Origin of the sequence: Nitrosomonas marina, assembly GCF_900110145.1 — a bacterium.
In the GTDB taxonomy this organism is placed as follows: Bacteria; Pseudomonadota; Gammaproteobacteria; order Burkholderiales; family Nitrosomonadaceae; genus Nitrosomonas; species Nitrosomonas marina.
Window position 1 is genome coordinate 46419 of the sequence record NZ_FOCP01000007.1, and the last position, 18647, is coordinate 65065.

The window sequence follows — 18647 nt, forward strand, 5'->3', positions numbered from 1 at the left end:
CTAATAAGAGGAAGAGCGCATATACGCGTCTTTCTCAATCTCGACGAAAGTGTTGATTAATGAAACATGTTTAACTTCGTGATTTGTCGCTGACAAGGTTGATTTTGCAATCTGTTTTGGTAAGATTACAAATGTTTTGTTAAAAAAAACATCAACCATGTACTATCAAAATACAAAACGCTTTACGAAAAATACATATATTTTTTGTATCTACTTCATATTGATATTGACAGCTTCAGGATGTAGTACACTTTCTGAAAAACAGGCAGGTAGCCCTTATCAGCTGAAATCCGGAACTATAGAACAATCACCGATAAAATCAGTTATTAATAAACTGTATCATCAACACCAGGAATGGGCAGGTGTCCGTTATAGACTGGGAGGGATTAATAAAAACGGCATTGATTGTTCAGGATTCGTCTACCTGACATACAAATCAAAAATGGGCATACATTTGCCAAGAACGACACGTCAACAATCAAAGATGGGGAAAGTGATTCAGAAGCATGAATTAAACGCTGGAGATCTGGTATTTTTTCGCACCGGGCCGACATCAAAGCATGTCGGGATTTATATAGAAAAAAACAAATTTCTCCATGTCTCTCAAAAGAAAGGGGTTACAATTTCTCGATTAGATAATGTCTACTGGAGAGCAAAATACTGGAAATCGGTCCGGGTATAAGCATATAACCAATGAAGCACCAGCGAATAAGATTGATTCCTCCAGCGCTGGTAATGGTTCTTTTTGCGATTGCAATGTGGTTTCTTGCCATTTTATTTCCTGTTTCTCTATTTAAAACGGAACCGCATGCACTGTTTCCATTACTGATGATAGCTGTTGGGTTATTGGTAATACTGTTATGCGCCGCTACATTCATACGCAAAAAAACCACGCTAAATCCGATAAGACCGGAGTCAACCACAATTTTAATAAGCAGCGGCCTGTATCAATACAGTCGCAACCCTATTTATCTGGGGTTTGTCATTATCTTGGCTGGGTGGGGCATGTACCTAAACAACATACCCGCATTATTGTTGATTGCAGGTTTTATTTTCTATATGGATCGGTTTCAGATTGAACTCGAGGAACAATTGTTGAGCCAAATCTTTGGAGATCAATTTGAAATATACAAACGAAGCGTACGGCGCTGGTTATAAACTACAAAACTCACCAAATATTATTTATTCTATTGATGGAGTTCAACCATACAAGTGACTGAAAAATCTTTACAAAAAAATGAAATTCTGGTCCGTGGATTATTTATGTTATTTTTTACCGTAATCTACAGCATCTCAAAATTTCTTATTATTGGCGTTATGCTATTCCAATTTGGTACGATTTTAATGACAGAAAAACCAAATGAACAAATCCTCAAATTTTCGAATGGACTGAGTGCTTATATTTATCAAATAATTCAATTTCTGTCATTTAACAGTGAACAACGACCGTTTCCTTTCAGCAAATGGCCGAATGGTACTCAGCAAATTAATACTAACTCCTCGGATCATTTAGCTGATCAGTAGTCATTTACTGAAGACGCTAGCAGGTATTATTACAGCTATCCTGGCATTAGTGATTATTTGAAACTACTGGTTATAAGCAATCAGAATTGACAAACACAATGCGCATTGATAAACCACATATTGTGTTTACATTGACATAATCTGATCGTAAACACCCAGATAATTATTTGTCATGGCCTTCATACTAAATTCTGATTCGACCTTCTGACGTGCTGAGATACCCTGCAGTCTGACTAACTCTGGTGTCATGTAGTAATCGAGAATCGCACTTGCAAGCTCTACGGTGTTACCGGATGCAACCAGTTTACCCGTACTTTTCTCATCGACCAATTCTGTATTTCCGCCTACTCTAGTTGCAACAACAGGTAATCCGCAAGACATCGCTTCCAGGATTGTATTCGATATACCTTCTGCAAGAGATGGTAAAACAAACAAATCCATCATACGCATAAGCTCCGAAATATCGGAACGTTCTCCTGGGAACCAGACAAAATCAGCTACGCCGGCTTCCCGCGCCATGTCAAGACATTCATTCCGGGTGCTGCCATCGCCAACAATCATCAGGCGCAATCTTTTACCAGTTTCAGGATTATTTTTCAGAATAAGTGAAAAAGCGCGCACCAGATTTGGATAATCCTTGACAGCCTCCATTCTTCCCACACTACCGATTATAAATGCATCATCTGTAAAAAAACCTTTCGGGCCCTGCCGACAATAGTTTGTTATGCTTGGTGAAAAACGGCGATTATCAACGCCATTATAAATCTGGCTTATACGTTCAGGCGAGACATTCAGCAAACAAGTAAGCCACGATTCCAGGTCTTTACTCACCGTAATGAAATGCCCTACAAATGGGTATATTACCCTGCGCAACATATTGTATTTAAAATTTTCACCTTTTAAGTCCATTATGTCGCGGCCATGCTCACTATGGACTCGCTTCTTGATTCGTGCAGCAGCAGCAATCAACTGTGCCTCCAACGCTGCCAGATTACGTGTATGAATAATATCCGGTTTCAGTTCACGTAATACAGAAAAGAGCCTCAGATATAATTTAAGGTCATATCCCTCACGTTTATTCAGTGCTATGATCTTAATATTATCTTGAGTAATTCGGTTTCGAAAGTCGGTATATCCTTCAAGACAAATAATTGCGTGGCGATAACGACTGGAGGGAATAGAATTAATCAGATTAACCAGGCCATTCTCGAGACCACCCACGCCCAGACGGTGGATGACATGAGCAATTAAAGGAGTATTTTGCATTAAACCCTCTTGTTTACAAAATTCGCCAAGTCCTTACGGTGCTCTCAAATTTTGAACAGATTCGCACAATTCCAGATGAATAAACATTATTGTCCGCTCACCGCGTATAAACTGTTTGTAATCTCAGGCAGCATATCTTCAAGGAACTGATGAAGTGCCGGCATTGCTTCATCGGGTTGCAGTGCAAAAGGTGCTGCGATAATCACTTCAGCGCCAAAATCACTATCTGTCAGCAATCTGTTCTTAGCGAGCAACAATTTTGCTTTATATGTACTGATTGTTTCATCATTACCTAATACATACCAGCGCCATACCAGCAGATTTTTATCATAAGAACTGAGCTGTGCCTGTAGATAGCTGACCTTGTCCGAATTGATCATAGATGATTGTTCGCTCTCGCCAATCTGCCTCCATGGTGAATCCATTTCATATACCAGCGCATTTCCCGAGTTTATTAACTCATTGCCCTGACGCTGATTTTGATAGTAAGTAATAAACAAACTGACCTGCTTATTTTCATTGTTGGTAAAATGCGCCTCGAACTTCCCTGGAGAACCAATGTAAACTGGATTCCAGTCAGATACCGGTTCATCTATCATGCGCCATTTTTTCTCTGAATAAGAGAAATTAAATTCTGGTTGAAGAAAATCCTCATCATTATCGAGATACGCTGCGTACAGCGGCCATACTAATGCGACCGCAAGTACTGAACCGGTAAACAAAATAGTTTTCCTGGCCGAAACATCCGAGGTTTGCTCGTCGACTCTACGATTGTCATTACTTTGAATGGTATGTGCAGTTGCATTGTCTTCGCGCCATAAAGACCCAACCCAAAAAAGTATTAACATGACTAAACCGAAAAAAACCCAGCCATATATCAAATGATCCACACCCACAGCCAATTGCATGTTGCTCAAGTGCCCGGTCATAACGATTAAATACGCGCGTATACCATTCGCGATGATTGGCACCAGTATCGAAAACGCGATAAAAATAATACGCTTGACCAAGCTGTAATAGGTTAGATAAGCATATAGCGCACCCAGCGTAACCGATGCAATTAGGTATCGCAATCCGCTGCAGGCCTCAACTACAGACCAGTTTCCAGTGGGCAGAGAAAAAAACGTGCCTTCACGGTAAACCGGTATGCCACTGAACTGCAAAGCACTCACAGTGAAATCTGCTGTAAAATTAATCAAGGGTGGTATCAGCATGTCCCCAAATGGCACTGCGAAAAACAGATAGGCCAGAGGGAATGCCAGCACAAGCATTATTCTGTAGCCTAGAATGACAGCAACCACTATAGGCAACATGGCTACAACTGCGTATTGCATCACAACCTGAACGCTTGCCAATTCTGCAATCAGCCAAAACGCGCCCAGAACAAATAAACCAAATAAGGCAACAGGGCTCGGCTGCTGATTGAGAGTGACAATGCTGTGTCGCTTGGTCCATACCATATAGATTACAAATGGCAGTATCAGAAATCCATGTGCATAAGTGTCCGACCTGTACCAGGTTTCCACCATGGACCAAATGGTCTGATAATAAATGATCAGAATCCCGGCAATAGCCATTACTGTCATCAGAATGGCAAAATGAATCGAATTACGATTTGAATTTTCTGATACAAAAACAGTATTCATCCGGTTTCACTCTAACAATTTAGTATTTTTCACGTACAAAGTCAGCCCAAACTTTTAACGATAAACGGACCAATCCAATTGGCGACAGAACGCGGCAACTTTTGCCAGGTCTGAATAAAATATTTATATTTCGGATTTGAAGGGCTATGATTAGGGATATGAGATGCTTTAATTAGCTTGTATTCATAATGAAGCGGTTGCGCTTCGAATCCCCAGTTCTTTTTAAAACTATAAGAGCCGGTATCACGTTTACTTCGCCCAAAATCGAAAGTTTTATAACCATTTTCACAGCTACGCCGCATTAGTTCCCAGTACATGAAATCGCTCGCAGCCCAGTTTCTGGCCTCTACTGTTCCGCCGCCATAATAGGGCAACACTTCATTTCGAAAATAAAAACTCATCACGCTACTTAGCGTAACGCCGTTTTTATGAATAGTCATAAGTTCACAGTCTTGTGCAAATGTTTGTTTCAGTAGCTGAAAGTATTTCTTTGAAAATACAGGTGTACCCAACCGGTGCACACTGCTTGAATATGCAAAGAAAAAGCGTTCGATATCTTCATCGATATCACTTTTCAATCCAAACTTGATTCCTTTCCTTACCATCGCGCGCTGCTTGCGCGGTATCTCCAGAAGATTTTTCTCAATGTCGGCATCAAGCGTTTTTCGAAAAGTGACATATAAATCCTTGGTAGGCCAGTTCTGGTGTACAGGTTTCATGTTACGGAATTCAAGGTAGTCAACCTTTAATTTATCGGCAAGTTCAATAGCTGCTTGCTCAAGTCTTTCTCTTACCGTATCACTACAGGCAGCAACACCACCGTAAACGCAAAAAGGCAGGGAGCCCAAGAAATGTCCGAAAAGAAAACTTTTGATTTCAGCCAACGGCAGCACGCCCTGTATCTCGCCGTTACATTCGGCATACAAGAACCATGTTTTATGATTAAACGCGCGTTCAATCACATTTTTCCAGCCTGCTTTGTGAAAGAAAGTCGCTTCTGGGCACGTCAGTACAAACTGGTCCCAGCGTTCACTATCTTCCGGCTGCATTTCATTAACAGTTATTTGCACACTTGGATTTTTTGTATCTGACACCCCTGCCAACACACTCATTTATAGAATATTTTGTTAGTTTAGAAAAATTTTATCTACTCTGTCCCATTGGAAATCATGGATCAACGCCCTTAATCTCTTTTCCATGCGGTGCAAATTCAGATAATGTCTGAACCGGGTTTTAAACCCGACTCCTTGTTGGCGAGGCTGATCCACATCAATTTCCCACGGATGAAAGTAAAAAATTGCAGCATGAGATTCGATACCGTTCAATCTTTTAATAAACCATTTAGAAACTGTATATGGCCACAACCGGAAATATCCACCACCGCCAGCGGGTACGTTCCTGCCCCATAATCTTACAGTTGTCACGGGTAATTCAAGCACTCCGCTCTCACCCCTTGGGAAATATGCAAACCTTGGTGCATCGGGCATGCCATAGTGATCATGTTGCACTGGATAGATGCTAGAGCTGTATCGATATCCCGCGTCAGCAAGGCAATCAAGCGCCCACAAATTTTTACTGTTTATAGAAAAACTGGGAGCACGATAGCCCACAACAGCCCGACTGCTGATATCCTCCAGTACCGCTTTGCTTCGAATGATATCTTCTTTGAATTCCGAAGGTGTCAAATCTGTAACGCGTGCATGCCCCCATCCATGACTGGCAATTTCATGACCGTTTTCAGACATCCGCGTGATCATTTGTGGATATCTTTCTGCAATCCACCCCAAGGTAAAAAAGGTTGCCTTGATTTGCTTTTCATCCAGCAGACCAAGAATTTTTTCAATGTTGTGTTCCACTCTGCACGGAATACTATCCCAAGATGATCTTGGGATATGTTTTTCAAAAGCAGATACTTGAAAATAATCCTCGACATCAATGGTCATCGCGTTTTTAATTAAGGTACGGGCATTAGTCTGGTTCATAGTCTATCTTTTGTTAAAATCATTTTTAGCATTACCAAATGACAGGTTCTGCTTTAATAAATCAAGAACAAAAAGTACAGATTTTTCCATTCTGACTAGCCGGCTTTCCATTTTTTCAAGATCAGCTTTTGCCGGATAGCTATCCACCTGCACGTCTGTCACGGACTGCTTTGTCATATTTGTCTCGGTTTCAACGTTGGGTGAGTCAAATTCCTGTTGAAAATCATTGACTACTATCTTAACGGCATCTTCTCCAAAATGATGCAATTCTTCCAGGCAGCCCATCATAAACATCCGGTCACACAGCAAATTAATTTTTCGTGGAATTCCGCCAGTTGATAGATGGATTAATCGAAAGGCATTGTCTTCTATAGCAGGATCATTCTGCCAACCAGCGGTTTTTAAACGGTGCTCAATATATGCTTTGGTTTCCTGCTCATCCAATGGACCCAGGTGATACGTAGCAATCACCCTTTGCCTCAACTGTTGCATCTTTTGATTCAAAAGTGTCTTCTTAAATTCGGGCTGGCCAAGCAAGAATGTCTGGAGCAACGGCGCATTTTCCGTCTGGAAATTGGATAACATTCGCAGTTCCTCCAGTGTTTCAGATGTAAGGTTCTGCGCTTCGTCAACAACCAGCAGTACCCGCTTTCCCTGCCGATCGCAACGCTGCAGAAATTGTTCAATCTCGAGCAACAAAGCAGCCTTGCTTGTTTTAGCATACGGCAAACCAAAAGCTGCAGCTACCAACGTCAAAATATCATTGGAATCGATATGCGTGTTTACTATCTGAACCGCAACAATCTTATCTGATTCGAGTCTTCGGAATAAATTGCGCATCAATGTGGTTTTCCCTGCGCCAACTTCGCCGGTCAAGACTATAAACCCTTCTCCTTGCGAAAGTCCGTATTCCAAATAAGCCATTGCCCGTTTATGTCCCTTGCTGCCGTAAAAAAAACTGGGATCAGGTTTTAACTGAAACGGTTTGGCGCTTAATCCATAAAACGATTCATACATTGCACGATTCCACTAGAAATTCTTGGTTAAGGAAACAGTAACGGCATTGGCTGACAAATCAAGATCCTGGGTGCCAGACTGAATATTCGAAAGGCGGTCTATGCGCTGATATTGCAGCATACCGATTAAATCTGGAAAAAAATCCTTGGTCACATTCGCTGTAAAAAACAGATTATCATTTGTACTATTTGCGGACAAAAAGTCGAATCTAACAAAACTAAAGTTCATATTGAAATTTGTCCGTGGCGATAGCCTGTAACGCCAGGCAACATTTCCACCTAACTGTCGCGTATCATTAAAAAACAGAGGGAGGCCGAGCAAATCTTCATCAAGCTCTTCGGCAGTGTAAGGCTTTCGCTTTAATTGAAATACATTCAGTGTCAGGTCATTTCTTGATCCGTTTAAGGTTACCGATGCATTAAAGCGTCTTTGCAGGAAAACACGGTTTGTTAGAAAATTGCTAAGACCCAACAGCAAATTCTGGGCATCAATACTCCCAAGATTCAAAGCGCCTAGCGCACCAAACTGACCTGCTTGCTGGTTAAGCGTTGTAATATCCTCGATATAAATAATCTGCCAGGTGGATAAACGTGTTCGGTAATTAACTGTAGCTGAGTAAGTATCACCGAAAAATCGCTGCCCTGCACTAAAATGCAAATCCGTTCTTTTATTGGGCGCCCAGGCAAAACCTGCGGTCCAGGTCGGGCTGCTTGGTTTTCCTCGAATTGAAATGAAACTGTTTCGTTCATAGCCGCCAGTAGCAGTCAATGCAAAGCGTCGCGTTAAATTATAACGGAGATTCCCTATATAACTTTCAAGTTCAATTGTAGTATTGGCACGATCCAGATGAATACGATTGTTGTTGTAATTGAATCCCCAGCCTAGTTTCCTGAAAGCGCTACCGCTGTTCAATAAAAACTGATAACTGTCTCTTTGGCTGTTGATAAATCCGTTGAACCCAGACTTTACATATCCCCGCGTATAGCGCGCTTCGGCTGTAGCAAAACTCTGGAAACGATGTCGAAGGTATGGACTGACACTGTAAATCTCAAGGTTGGCACGATTTCCTGTTGCAAAAACGTTGTTCGCCGTCTGCGGCGCCAGCAAACTGACATTCTGTTGTAATATTCTGGCATCGCCGTCAATGAAAAACAAATCCTTCAGAACTTCCGTTGTTGCGTTGGCATTAAGCATATGCCTGATCTGGGTCAACTCATTATTTTTGGCAAAAATGAGATTGTTCATGACGTATTGTGCATTGACTTCATACCGCCTTCCTTGACCAGTCACCAGCATACCCGGATTGATCTGCGTAATAAAGTCGCCCCCACTTGCTCCAGCACCGCCAAAACCGATACCACCAGCACCGCCTGCGATCAAACCACCACCCAACCGTACGTTATCAGTATAGGTTTCACTGACAGTCAAAGTCGGGCTAAATTCCAGTTTTCCGACCGCAACTTGTGCATAAAATAACAGAAAAAAAACGCAAACAACGCTTAAATTAATAAACAGATAATTGTTATTCTGTTTAATTATGAAATTCATGAGTAGTAATACCCATAGTATTCACCACTGGCGAACGTTCTAACCTTGTTATAAATCAGATTTATATTAGCCCGGGAATTAAATTGACTGATCATATGATTCACCGCCTGTTGCGTTGTGCGTTCAGCTTCAACAACCAGAACAATTTGCCCCATCCGCTCAGCCAATACACGCGCTTCGCTTGTTAGCAAAATTGGTGGTGCATCAAATATCACTATTCTGTCATTATAGCGCTGAGCGAGTTCCTCAAGCAGCAAGGCCATCGTTTGACTAGCGAGCAACTCTGTAGCATGTGAATGCGCGGTTCCAACAGTAATCAGGCTCAGTTTTTCTACGTTGGTTTTTATCAAAACATCGGAAACATCGTTTGTTTCACCCAGCAGGATATCCATCAACCCTGCTTGAGTTTGAAAACCCAGCAGATTGGGTATAGAAGGCCTGGCGACATCCGTATCGATCAGTAAAACCCTGTGGTCCATCTCGGAAGCTATGCTCATTGCCAGATTCACTGAACAGAAACTCTTACCTTCCCCTTGCAGCGCGCTGGAAATCATAATCAGATTGTTATTTTTTTTAGCAAACGCTTTTGTTAACAGAGGTCTTTTGATAATTCTGAATTGCTCGGCAATTTGTGTTTTTCCTTGTATCGGAGTCACAATTCCCAAATGATTGAGCCGGTCCAGGTCAATATCGATATAATTTGTATTGGTCGAATCGGTTAAATGCGCATTCAGAACTGGTCCATTATCCGGCTTGCGATCAAACTCTGGTACCGCAACTGGCTTTTGTTCTTTATCAGACTTTATCCTTGATTTAGAACGACCGGAAGCCTTTGCCGCCTTATTGCCAACTTCCTTTTCCAGTTTACTAATCACTCTTTCAATGATACTCATGTTAATCCTTGATGAAATCGGAACAAATCCCGCGTATTGCTTGTTAAACCGGCGTTGCTTTTAAAAAGGTAGCATATTCACTATTCCGCTCAGTTTTCTGAAATACAGCATCAATAGCGCATATACTACCGTTAACAACAAAATAGCCACTCCAAAGATAAAAAGCCTCCGCTTCCGCTTGGCCTTCTGCTGAGACGTCCATATCATTGGCACGGACCCTAATACTGGGAGACCTGTAACTTCTCGCAGATTACTCTGACTGTAAAATGAAGGCCTGACCTGACTGATAACAAACGCAACGGCAACACCCGCCAGCAGCGCGGCAAAAAATGCCATAGAGAACATAACTCTATGGTTTGGACCAACAGGAATCTCAGGAACCTGGGGTGGATCAATAATCCTGAATGATAAAAGCCCGGAAGCCGATGTCAGTTCTCCCGACATTCTTGCGGAAACACGACGTTCCAGCAATTGTTCATAATTTGTCTTATTGACGGTATAGTCACGGTTGAGCTGGGTAAATTCCGCCTCCACTCGTGGAATAGCCGCACTTAATGACTTTAACCGCTCATATCGAGCGGTGTATTCTTCAACCCGCGCAGCCATTGAAGCGACTATAGCCTCTGCATCTGCCAACGCAATATTCAATTGCTGCAGCATTGGGCTATAGTTTCTGCCGGGATCCTTGGTACCTGAAAAATTATGTTTGGCTTCTTCTTTTTTTTGTTCTTCGAGCTGCTCTATGAGTCTTTTGGTGGAAACGATATCCGGATGTAATTCAGTATAATTGAGCCGCAGCGTATCCAGTTTCTCATTCAGGCTATGTATGCGCGCATCAATTTCCGGATTAACAATAGTTTCGTCCTCAACGATGAATGGTTCCAAGACCAAGACCGGCTCATCACCGCTAATTTGCTTCCTGATGGCGTCACGACCTTTTTCAGCTTCCTTGAGCGCCAATTGAGCCTGTCTCATGTCTTCCTCGGCTTTTAGCAATTGCGCATAATAATCGCCACCCTGCCCTGGTAACAGCCCCAGATTGTTTTGCTTGAATTCTGTCAAGGCATTTTCTGCGGCTATTAACTTTTCTTCATAGGCTGCTATTTGCTGATCAATAAATCTTAGTGCAGAAGAAGAATCATCTTTTTTGCCATCCAGACCTTCCTCAACAAAAATTGTCAATAACGATTGCACTATATCTCTGGCCAATACAGGATCTTTATTGTTATAGGTGATTGTGAAAATGTTATCGCCGACAGCTGCTCCCAACTTGATTTCCTCCATAAGGCTGGCTATCAGTTGCTCCTTTTCCTTCTCGTTCGTGATCTGCACGTCGAGATCAACCATACGTATCACTCTCTCAACATTTGGGCGACTGATTAATGTGCGTCCCATTATGGATATTTGCTGCTGCACGTTTGTTGAGACGGTAATGCCTTCCATCAACGGTCTGATAATGTTTTGTGTGTCAACATAAATTCTCGCGGATGCCTCAAAATTATCCGGTAATTTAAGCACGAAAAACCAGCCCGCAATTGCAATCATCCATGCAACAATGACTGCCAAGAAACGATATTTCCAAATTCCTTTGATACTGACATACAATCGAGTTATTAACTCATCCATGAAGAATACTCTCTTTAAATCTCGGTCGCTTATGGGCTAATACTGAAATTGAACAAAACATCTCAAACAAATTGCTCCAGATGCAATCTATGTAACATTGTTTTAACCATATTTCCGAACCAATACTCCTAACAGAACATGTTCGTAATATGTTAAATACTAGAACTAAAAGAAACTTTCTGGTATCACCAGCACGTCGCCTTGTAACATGGGAACATTGGCAGAAACATCACCGTCTCTTATTAGATCATCTAATCGAACACGGAACTGCTTTTGCTCTCCATTGATACTGCGAATTACTCTTGCTCTGTTTCCTGCTGCAAAATCTGTCATGCCGCCGACTGCAATCATGACATCCATCAACGTCATATTTTCCCGATAAGGTAACGCCTGAGGTTCTGCGGCTTCTCCTATTACTCTGATTTGTTCACTGTAAGGCCCTACAAATTGGGTTACAACGACTGTAACTACTGGTTCCTGAATATATTTGGATAATGTTTCCTCAATATCGCGTGCAAGCTGCGTTGATGTCTTCCCGCTAGCAGGTAAATCTTCAACCAGTGGCGTTGTGATTTTTCCATCGGGTCTTACCGGAACTGACATAGAAATTTCCGGATTACGCCACACAATAATATCCACATTATCGCCAGGGCCTATCAAATAATCACGGGATACAATTTCGTTTTCTGAATCACTTAGTAGTGGATATGTAGAACAACCAAACAGAAGCGGAAAAAATGAACAACAAAAAAGAAAGCGCAACAGGCCGCCTGCGCTCAAGAAGATTTTTTTCACAGAAGTTTCCTCTTATACATTTAACCAAGAAAAGCCAAAGAAAACCATTTATAACATAATGCCATAGTATCAGATACTAATCGATACACTAAGTTTCTTAAGCAAGAATAAAGCCGAAATAAACCGCATAATTTATCATGAGCCGAAAACTCAGGATTGTGCACTGGCCGATCCCAGTCAATATATGCCCGTTCAAAACATCCGTTACAATAAAATACACATATTATTATCAATTGTTCTGAGCAGGTTTTATTTGATCATAATCAGTGCATATCACAAAAACAATTGGACTACAGTACCAAAACAACTCATCCACAATGCCGGAAATAATCAAAAACATTTATTTCTTTTCGACAATTAACAGTTAAACATACGCTGCGTGTCCCGATAAAAATACGATTGAATAAACCGCGTCTATTGATAACAAGCCGGTGTACAAATGGAAATCAGACACGATAGAATTGATTCTGGATTTTAAAATTGTTGAGAAAGTGGCACGCATTTATTTTATGAAAGCAAACAGGAAAATTTAGATGAAAACTAGAGCAGCCGTGGCCTGGCAGGCAAAACAACCCCTTACTATCGAACACATTGATCTGGATGGACCCAAAACAGGCGAAGTACTAGTAGAAATCAAGGCCACTGGCATCTGTCACACCGATTACTACACACTATCAGGCGCTGACCCCGAAGGCCTGTTTCCCGCGGTTCTTGGGCATGAAGGCGCCGGAATAGTCGTTGAAGTTGGCAAGGATGTCAAATCCTTACAACCCGGTGATCATGTAATTCCGCTCTATACGCCGGAATGCCGCGAATGCAAATTCTGTTTATCGCAAAAGACCAACCTCTGTCAGGCGATTCGAAGCACACAAGGTCAAGGTTTAATGCCCGATTCCACATCTCGCTTTTCGCTCAACAACAAACCGTTGTTTCATTATATGGGTACTTCAACATTCTCAAATTTTACAGTTGTACCCGAAATCGCATTAGCCAGAATTCGCCCTGATGCCCCATTCGATAAAGTCTGCTATATCGGTTGCGGCGTTACAACCGGCATCGGAGCAGTACTCTTTACAGCAAAGGTGGAAGCGGGCAGTCATATCGCTGTTTTTGGTTTAGGCGGCATCGGTCTGAATGTCATACAAGGGGCCAGAATGGTAGGCGCTGATAAAATCATTGGCATAGACATCAACCCGGAGCGGGAGGCTATGGCACGCGCTTTTGGCATGACACATTTTCTGAATCCCAATAATGAACCTGATATTGTTGATGCTGTTGTACAGCTCACAGACGGAGGCGCAGATTACAGCTTCGAATGCATCGGCAATACAAAAGTCATGCGACAGGCGCTTGAATGCACCCACAAAGGCTGGGGACGCAGCGTAATTGTTGGCGTGGCTGAAGCTGGTGCGGAGATTAGCACGCGCCCATTTCAACTGGTAACCGGTCGCAAATGGGAAGGCACCGCCTTCGGTGGAGCACGCGGTCGAACAGATGTTCCTAAAATAGTTGATTGGTATATGGAAGGCAAAATCAATATTGATGCATTAATCACTCACACCCTGAAGCTGGAGGATATAAATGAAGGCTTTCAGTTGATGAAAGCTGGAAAATCCATACGCTCGGTTGTTGTTTACTGATGAAACAATCACTGGAAATACGCAACCAGCATCGCTGTTTTGACGGTACTCAAAGCTTCTGTCAGCATAATTCATCCACTATCGGCCTACCGATGCGTTTTTCGGTATATCAACCACCTGAGACGAATCGTCAGCCTAATCCAGCGGTATTCTTTCTTGCCGGCCTGACCTGCACTGATGAAACTTTTATGATCAAGGCAGGCGCCCAACAGTATGCGGCGAAATTAGGCCTTACGCTTGTCACTATGGATACCAGCCCGCGAGAAACCGGTATTACCGGCGAAAATGACACTTGGGATTTTGGTTCAGGCGCTGGTTTTTATCTAGATGCAACTGCAGAACCCTGGTCAAAACACTATTTGATGGAAAGTTATATCGTACACGAACTGTACAATATCATTATCCATGAATTCTCTGCGGACCCGAATCGAATTGGCATATCAGGCCATTCAATGGGCGGTCATGGCGCCCTGACGCTAGGGTTACGTTATCCAGAAAAATTCCGTTCTGTTTCTGCTTTCGCACCTGTCTCCGCACCCATGCAGTGCCCGTGGGGACAGAAAGCCTTCACGCACTATTTGGGCGACAACCAGGAAGTCTGGCGCAATCATGATGCGACTGCCTTAATAGAAGACGGCAATCAAATCGCTGACATTTTGATAGACCAGGGCCTGGAGGACCCATTTCTAACCGAACAGTTATGCCCAGACCAATTGGAAAAAGCATGTCAAAATACCGCCCAGAAACTAACGCTGCGTTATCATCCCGGTTACGATCACAGCTACTATTTCATCAGCACTTTTATAGCCGAGCACCTGAAATATCATCAAGATACGCTAAACGCTTCCCGGTGACTGTCGAAAATTTTTTACACCCGATATTTCCAGGCGCCGTGTTGTTTTACAGGTTATAGCGCTTCAAATATACCGGCAGCTCCCATACCACTGCCGATACACATGGTTACCATACCGTATTTCATATTGTGCCGGCGAAGACCGTGCAAAAGTGTAGCTACACGGATGGATCCAGTTGCACCCAAAGGATGTCCCAGTGCAATCGCACCACCCAAGGGATTGACTTTCTCACGGTCTAATCCAAGTTCACGAATAACTGCCAGGCTTTGCGCGGCAAAAGCCTCATTTAATTCAATCCAGCCAAGATCATCTGACTTGATACCAGTTTGCTCCAACGCCTTCGGAATCGCTTTGATAGGCCCGACGCCCATAATTTCCGGTGGGACACCGGCAACCGAATAACCGACAAACCTTCCCAATGGAGAAAGGTTAAAACGCTGCATGGCAGACTCGCTCATCAACATCACCGCACCGGCACCGTCAGACATTTGTGAACTGTTACCCGCTGTTACAGAACCATGCGCTGCAAACACGGGTTTAAGTTTTGCGAGCACTGCCATGCTTGTATCCGCTCGCGGCCCCTCATCAGTATCCTTGGCCACGCTTACTTCACGTACCTGATGTGTTTTCAGGTCGGGATATTTCTCATCAATGGTATATGGCACAATTTCCTGTCTGAATTCGCCACTTTCAATTGCTGCTTGAGCGCGCTGATGGCTTGTCAGTGCGAACTCGTCCTGTGCCTCACGATCCACTTTCCACTGTTCGGCTACTTTTTCAGCAGTCATACCCATACCGAAAGCGATAGCAACATTTTCGTCATGTTTGAACATCGCCGGATTCATCGACACTTTGTTTCCCATCATCGGTACCATGCTCATACTTTCCGTCCCGCCTGCAATGATAATATCAGCTTCACCCAGGCGGATACGATCGGCCGCAATTGCAACCGACTGCAAGCCTGACGCGCAGAACCGGTTTACGGTCATACCCGGTACGCTATTGGGCAAACCCGCCAGCAGCAAAGCCACACGCGCCACATTAATTCCCTGCTCTGCTTCGGGCATGGCGCAGCCGGCAATCACATCGTCAACTGCAGCCGGATCAACCCCTTCGCACAACTCCATCACGGATTTCAACACATGAACCAGCATGTCGTCAGGGCGTACATGCTTAAACATGCCGCGCGGTGCTTTACCGACTGGCGTGCGTACAGCAGCCACGATATAAGCATCTTGTATTTGCTTGACCATCAGATTCTCCTTGGATTGCAGACGCCACTCGTCCTGTTACAAATTTTACCAGGTGTGGATTACCGTTTAGTTTCTAAGTGGTTTGCCTGTTTTTAATGTATGTTCAATGCGAGCCTGTGTTTTCTCCGTCGCGAGTAGTTCCATGAACGCAGCGCGTTCAAGCTCGAGAAACCATTCTTCATCGACCAGACTTCCCGGTGTCAGATCACCCCCACACATGACAAATGCTATTTTTTTTCCGATCAGGAAATCATGATCGGAAATGAAACCGCCTTCATGCATATTGACAAGCATGCTCTCAATCGTTGCAGCACCGGTATTTCCGGCCACAGGTATTGCCCGTTGTCTTAGCGGTGGACGATAGCCCGACTCAGCCAGGGCCAATGCCTGTAATTTAGCAGCGTGCAGCAATTCAAAACGATTCATAATAATAGTATCGGCTGGACGTAAAAAACCGAATTCCTTAGCCTGTTCCGCGCTTTTTGCCAACTCTGCCAATGCTACTGTTTGATAATATTTTTTTAATTGTGGAAACGGATCATTTTCCACCGCGGTTTGTGCGGCTCTGAACGCCAGTTCCTTACAACCACCGCCAGCGGGCAGCAAGCCGACCCCCGCCTCTACCAGACCGATATAGGTCTCCATAGTAGCGACAGTATGGTCACAATGCATGATAAATTCACACCCGCCCCCAAGTGCCATACCGTCCACAGCTGCAACCGTTGGAATCATAGAATATCGGAGTGCCTGCGATATCTGCTGAAACTGGGCAATCATGGCCTCCACTTCAGCCAGCTTCCTTGCCATCAGCGCATCCGCCATATCCAGCTCTCGGGCAGCCTTCAGGACAGTCGCCTGTGCTGATTTTTTAAACTGTTTGAAAAACCTTTCAAATACGGATGGCGGCGCCGGCTCACGTTTTTCAACTTGAGGCGGTTTCGGACGTTCAGTTGCCTGTTTTAAATTAGCACCCACAGAAAAAGGTGGCTCCGTCTGCCAGATCACCAGGGCCTGCCAGTTTTTCTCGGCTTCCTCGAGTCCATCCTGAATTCCATTGAGCACATCCTTGCCTATAGTATGCATTTTGCTCTTGAAGCTCAGTATGGCTGTCTTATCACCTGTATGCCACATCCTGACCGCATCGGTTTCGAAAATGGTCTCACCGTAGGTCTTATCTTCGCCGATCAGCAGATCGGGATACAATTGCCGTCGATAAACGGGCAGTGCCGAACGCTTATGCATCGAACCCGATGCCGGAGCGAAGGAGCCACGGGGTGTATGTACAGCTGCTACCTCTTGATCGCTGATTTTCGTAACCCAGGAAGGTAACGGTGTATCACGCATACATTTACCTGCTGCGATATCTTCATTGATCCAACCGGCCACCCGTTTCCAACCGGCTCTTTGCCAGATTTCAAATGGGCCGTGTTCCCAGCCAAAACCCCATCGTAAAGCCAGATCCAGATCACGTGCATTATCGGCGATATGCGCCAGTTGAACGGCACAGTAATGAAATAAATCACGGTGAATAGCCCACAGGAATTGACCGTGCATATGTTGACTGTTACGCATCACAGCGATTTTATCCGCTGACTTGCTGTATTTAAGCTGCTGTTTTAGCTCATCATTAGCTTCGCCGCGGGAAACCCGATATGAATTATCGGCCAGATTTAACACCTGAATTTCTTTGCCGACTTTCTGATACACTCCCCGTTTGGTTTTTTGCCCGAACGCGCCCTCGTCAATCAGTCCGCGTAACCAGTCAGGTGTTTCGAAATATGCATGCCAGTCATCGTCTTTCAACGTGTCGCGCATGGTATGAATGACATGCGCCAGTATGTCCAACCCAACGACATCTGCAGTTCTGAAAGTGGCGCTCTTTGGCCGACCAATCAGCGTACCTGTCAGAGCATCTACTTCGTCAAATCCCAGTCCGAATGACCGTCCATGGTGCATGGTTGCCAGCAATGAAAACACGCCAATACGGTTGGCAATAAAATTTGGAGTATCTTTTGCACGGATAACACCCTTGCCCAGGTAAGTAACCAGAAACGACTCCAGGTTATCGAGCATCAGCGCATCGCTGTTCGCACAAGGTATCAATTCAACCAGATGCATATACCGTGGTGGATTGAAAAAATGAACCCCACAAAAACGATGTCGCAATGTTTCCGGAAATGCCTGCGCCAGCTGATTTATGGAAAGACCGGATGTGTTGCTTGCGAAAATTGTCTGTTCACCCAGAAACGGAGCAACTTTTTCGTAAAGTGCCTGTTTCCAGTCCATACGCTCTGCAATCGCTTCGATTACGACATCACACGTTTTAAGCTGTTCAAGATGCTGATCATAATTGGCTGCCTGAATAAATCCGGCTTTGGCTTTCACCGCCAACGGCGCCGGTTCATGTTTTTTCAATTTTTCAACCGCCTTAACAGCATTGGCGTTAGGATCATCTGCTTCAGCCGGTAATTCAAACAATATGGTTTCAATATTGGCGTTAACCATATGGGCTGCAATTTGTGCACCCATGACGCCCGCACCCAGCACCGCTACCTTGCGCACAATAAATTGAGCGTTATTCAATTCTGCCTCCTGCATGATTC

16 protein-coding genes are annotated in these 18647 nt (G+C 43.8%); 5 read left to right on the top strand and 11 right to left on the bottom strand.

What is annotated here, in order from left to right; genetic code table 11:
- Positions 1-157: 157 nt before the first annotated feature.
- Genes BMX44_RS06485 through BMX44_RS06495 form a run of 3 tightly spaced genes read left to right on the top strand, consistent with a single transcriptional unit; the run spans position 158 to position 1524 of the window.
- Complete coding sequence (locus BMX44_RS06485; RefSeq protein ID WP_090629905.1) at positions 158-682, top strand: NlpC/P60 family protein; 525 nt, start codon at positions 158-160, stop codon at positions 680-682.
- 11 nt (positions 683-693) lie between these two features.
- Positions 694-1158, top strand: a complete 465-nt coding sequence (locus BMX44_RS06490; RefSeq protein WP_090629909.1) for a methyltransferase family protein — start codon at positions 694-696, stop codon at positions 1156-1158.
- Between the two features lie 54 nt (positions 1159-1212).
- Positions 1213-1524, top strand: a complete 312-nt coding sequence (locus BMX44_RS06495) for a DUF4389 domain-containing protein (protein ID WP_281246243.1) — start codon at positions 1213-1215, stop codon at positions 1522-1524.
- Between the two features lie 126 nt (positions 1525-1650).
- On the opposite strand, the gene BMX44_RS06500 is transcribed toward BMX44_RS06495, so the two are convergent.
- From BMX44_RS06500 to BMX44_RS06540, 9 genes are all read right to left on the bottom strand, one after another.
- Positions 1651-2790: a TIGR03088 family PEP-CTERM/XrtA system glycosyltransferase gene (locus BMX44_RS06500; RefSeq protein WP_090629913.1), complete on the bottom strand. Its 1140-nt coding sequence runs from the start codon at positions 2788-2790 to the stop codon at positions 1651-1653.
- Between the two features lie 86 nt (positions 2791-2876).
- A complete protein-coding gene (gene xrtA, locus BMX44_RS06505) occupies positions 2877-4436 on the bottom strand; it encodes an exosortase A (protein WP_090629918.1) in 1560 nt (519 codons plus the stop codon).
- 41 nt (positions 4437-4477) lie between these two features.
- Positions 4478-5485 (bottom strand): FemAB family XrtA/PEP-CTERM system-associated protein, encoded by a 1008-nt coding sequence (locus BMX44_RS06510; protein WP_425433712.1) that lies wholly within the window; start codon positions 5483-5485, stop codon positions 4478-4480.
- 78 nt (positions 5486-5563) lie between these two features.
- The gene (locus BMX44_RS06515; protein WP_245738856.1) at positions 5564-6418 is read right to left on the bottom strand and encodes an XrtA system polysaccharide deacetylase; all 855 of its coding nucleotides are present in this window, start codon (positions 6416-6418) and stop codon (positions 5564-5566) included.
- Positions 6419-6421: 3 nt separating this feature from the next.
- On the bottom strand, positions 6422-7435 hold the full coding sequence (locus BMX44_RS06520; protein ID WP_090629927.1) for an XrtA/PEP-CTERM system-associated ATPase: 1014 nt from the start codon (positions 7433-7435) through the stop codon (positions 6422-6424).
- Between the two features lie 12 nt (positions 7436-7447).
- Positions 7448-8983, bottom strand: a complete 1536-nt coding sequence (locus BMX44_RS06525; protein WP_090629931.1) for a TIGR03016 family PEP-CTERM system-associated outer membrane protein — start codon at positions 8981-8983, stop codon at positions 7448-7450.
- Complete coding sequence (locus BMX44_RS06530; protein ID WP_090629935.1) at positions 8980-9876, bottom strand: XrtA-associated tyrosine autokinase; 897 nt, start codon at positions 9874-9876, stop codon at positions 8980-8982. The genes BMX44_RS06525 and BMX44_RS06530 overlap by 4 nt, the downstream gene beginning before the upstream one ends.
- 60 nt (positions 9877-9936) lie before the next feature.
- Positions 9937-11502 carry an XrtA system polysaccharide chain length determinant gene (locus tag BMX44_RS06535; protein ID WP_090629939.1) on the bottom strand — a complete coding sequence of 522 codons (1566 nt, stop codon included), beginning with the start codon at positions 11500-11502 and terminating at the stop codon, positions 9937-9939.
- A gap of 165 nt (positions 11503-11667) precedes the next feature.
- Positions 11668-12288 (bottom strand): XrtA/PEP-CTERM system exopolysaccharide export protein, encoded by a 621-nt coding sequence (locus BMX44_RS06540; protein WP_090630364.1) that lies wholly within the window; start codon positions 12286-12288, stop codon positions 11668-11670.
- Between the two features lie 542 nt (positions 12289-12830).
- Here BMX44_RS06540 and BMX44_RS06545 point away from each other — a divergent pair.
- Together BMX44_RS06545 and fghA are read left to right on the top strand one after the other, a co-directional pair.
- Positions 12831-13937, top strand: a complete 1107-nt coding sequence (locus tag BMX44_RS06545; RefSeq protein ID WP_090629942.1) for an S-(hydroxymethyl)glutathione dehydrogenase/class III alcohol dehydrogenase — start codon at positions 12831-12833, stop codon at positions 13935-13937.
- Positions 13937-14791: an S-formylglutathione hydrolase gene (gene fghA / locus BMX44_RS06550; RefSeq protein WP_090629946.1), complete on the top strand. Its 855-nt coding sequence runs from the start codon at positions 13937-13939 to the stop codon at positions 14789-14791. The genes BMX44_RS06545 and fghA overlap by 1 nt, the downstream gene beginning before the upstream one ends.
- Positions 14792-14844: 53 nt before the next feature.
- Here fghA and BMX44_RS06555 read toward each other — a convergent pair whose 3' ends face one another.
- Both BMX44_RS06555 and BMX44_RS06560 read right to left on the bottom strand, forming a co-directional pair.
- On the bottom strand, positions 14845-16044 hold the full coding sequence (locus BMX44_RS06555; RefSeq protein ID WP_090629951.1) for an acetyl-CoA C-acyltransferase: 1200 nt from the start codon (positions 16042-16044) through the stop codon (positions 14845-14847).
- Positions 16045-16110: 66 nt separating this feature from the next.
- Positions 16111-18642 carry a 3-hydroxyacyl-CoA dehydrogenase/enoyl-CoA hydratase family protein gene (locus tag BMX44_RS06560; RefSeq protein ID WP_245738857.1) on the bottom strand — a complete coding sequence of 844 codons (2532 nt, stop codon included), beginning with the start codon at positions 18640-18642 and terminating at the stop codon, positions 16111-16113.
- Between the last annotated feature and the right edge of the window lie 5 nt (positions 18643-18647).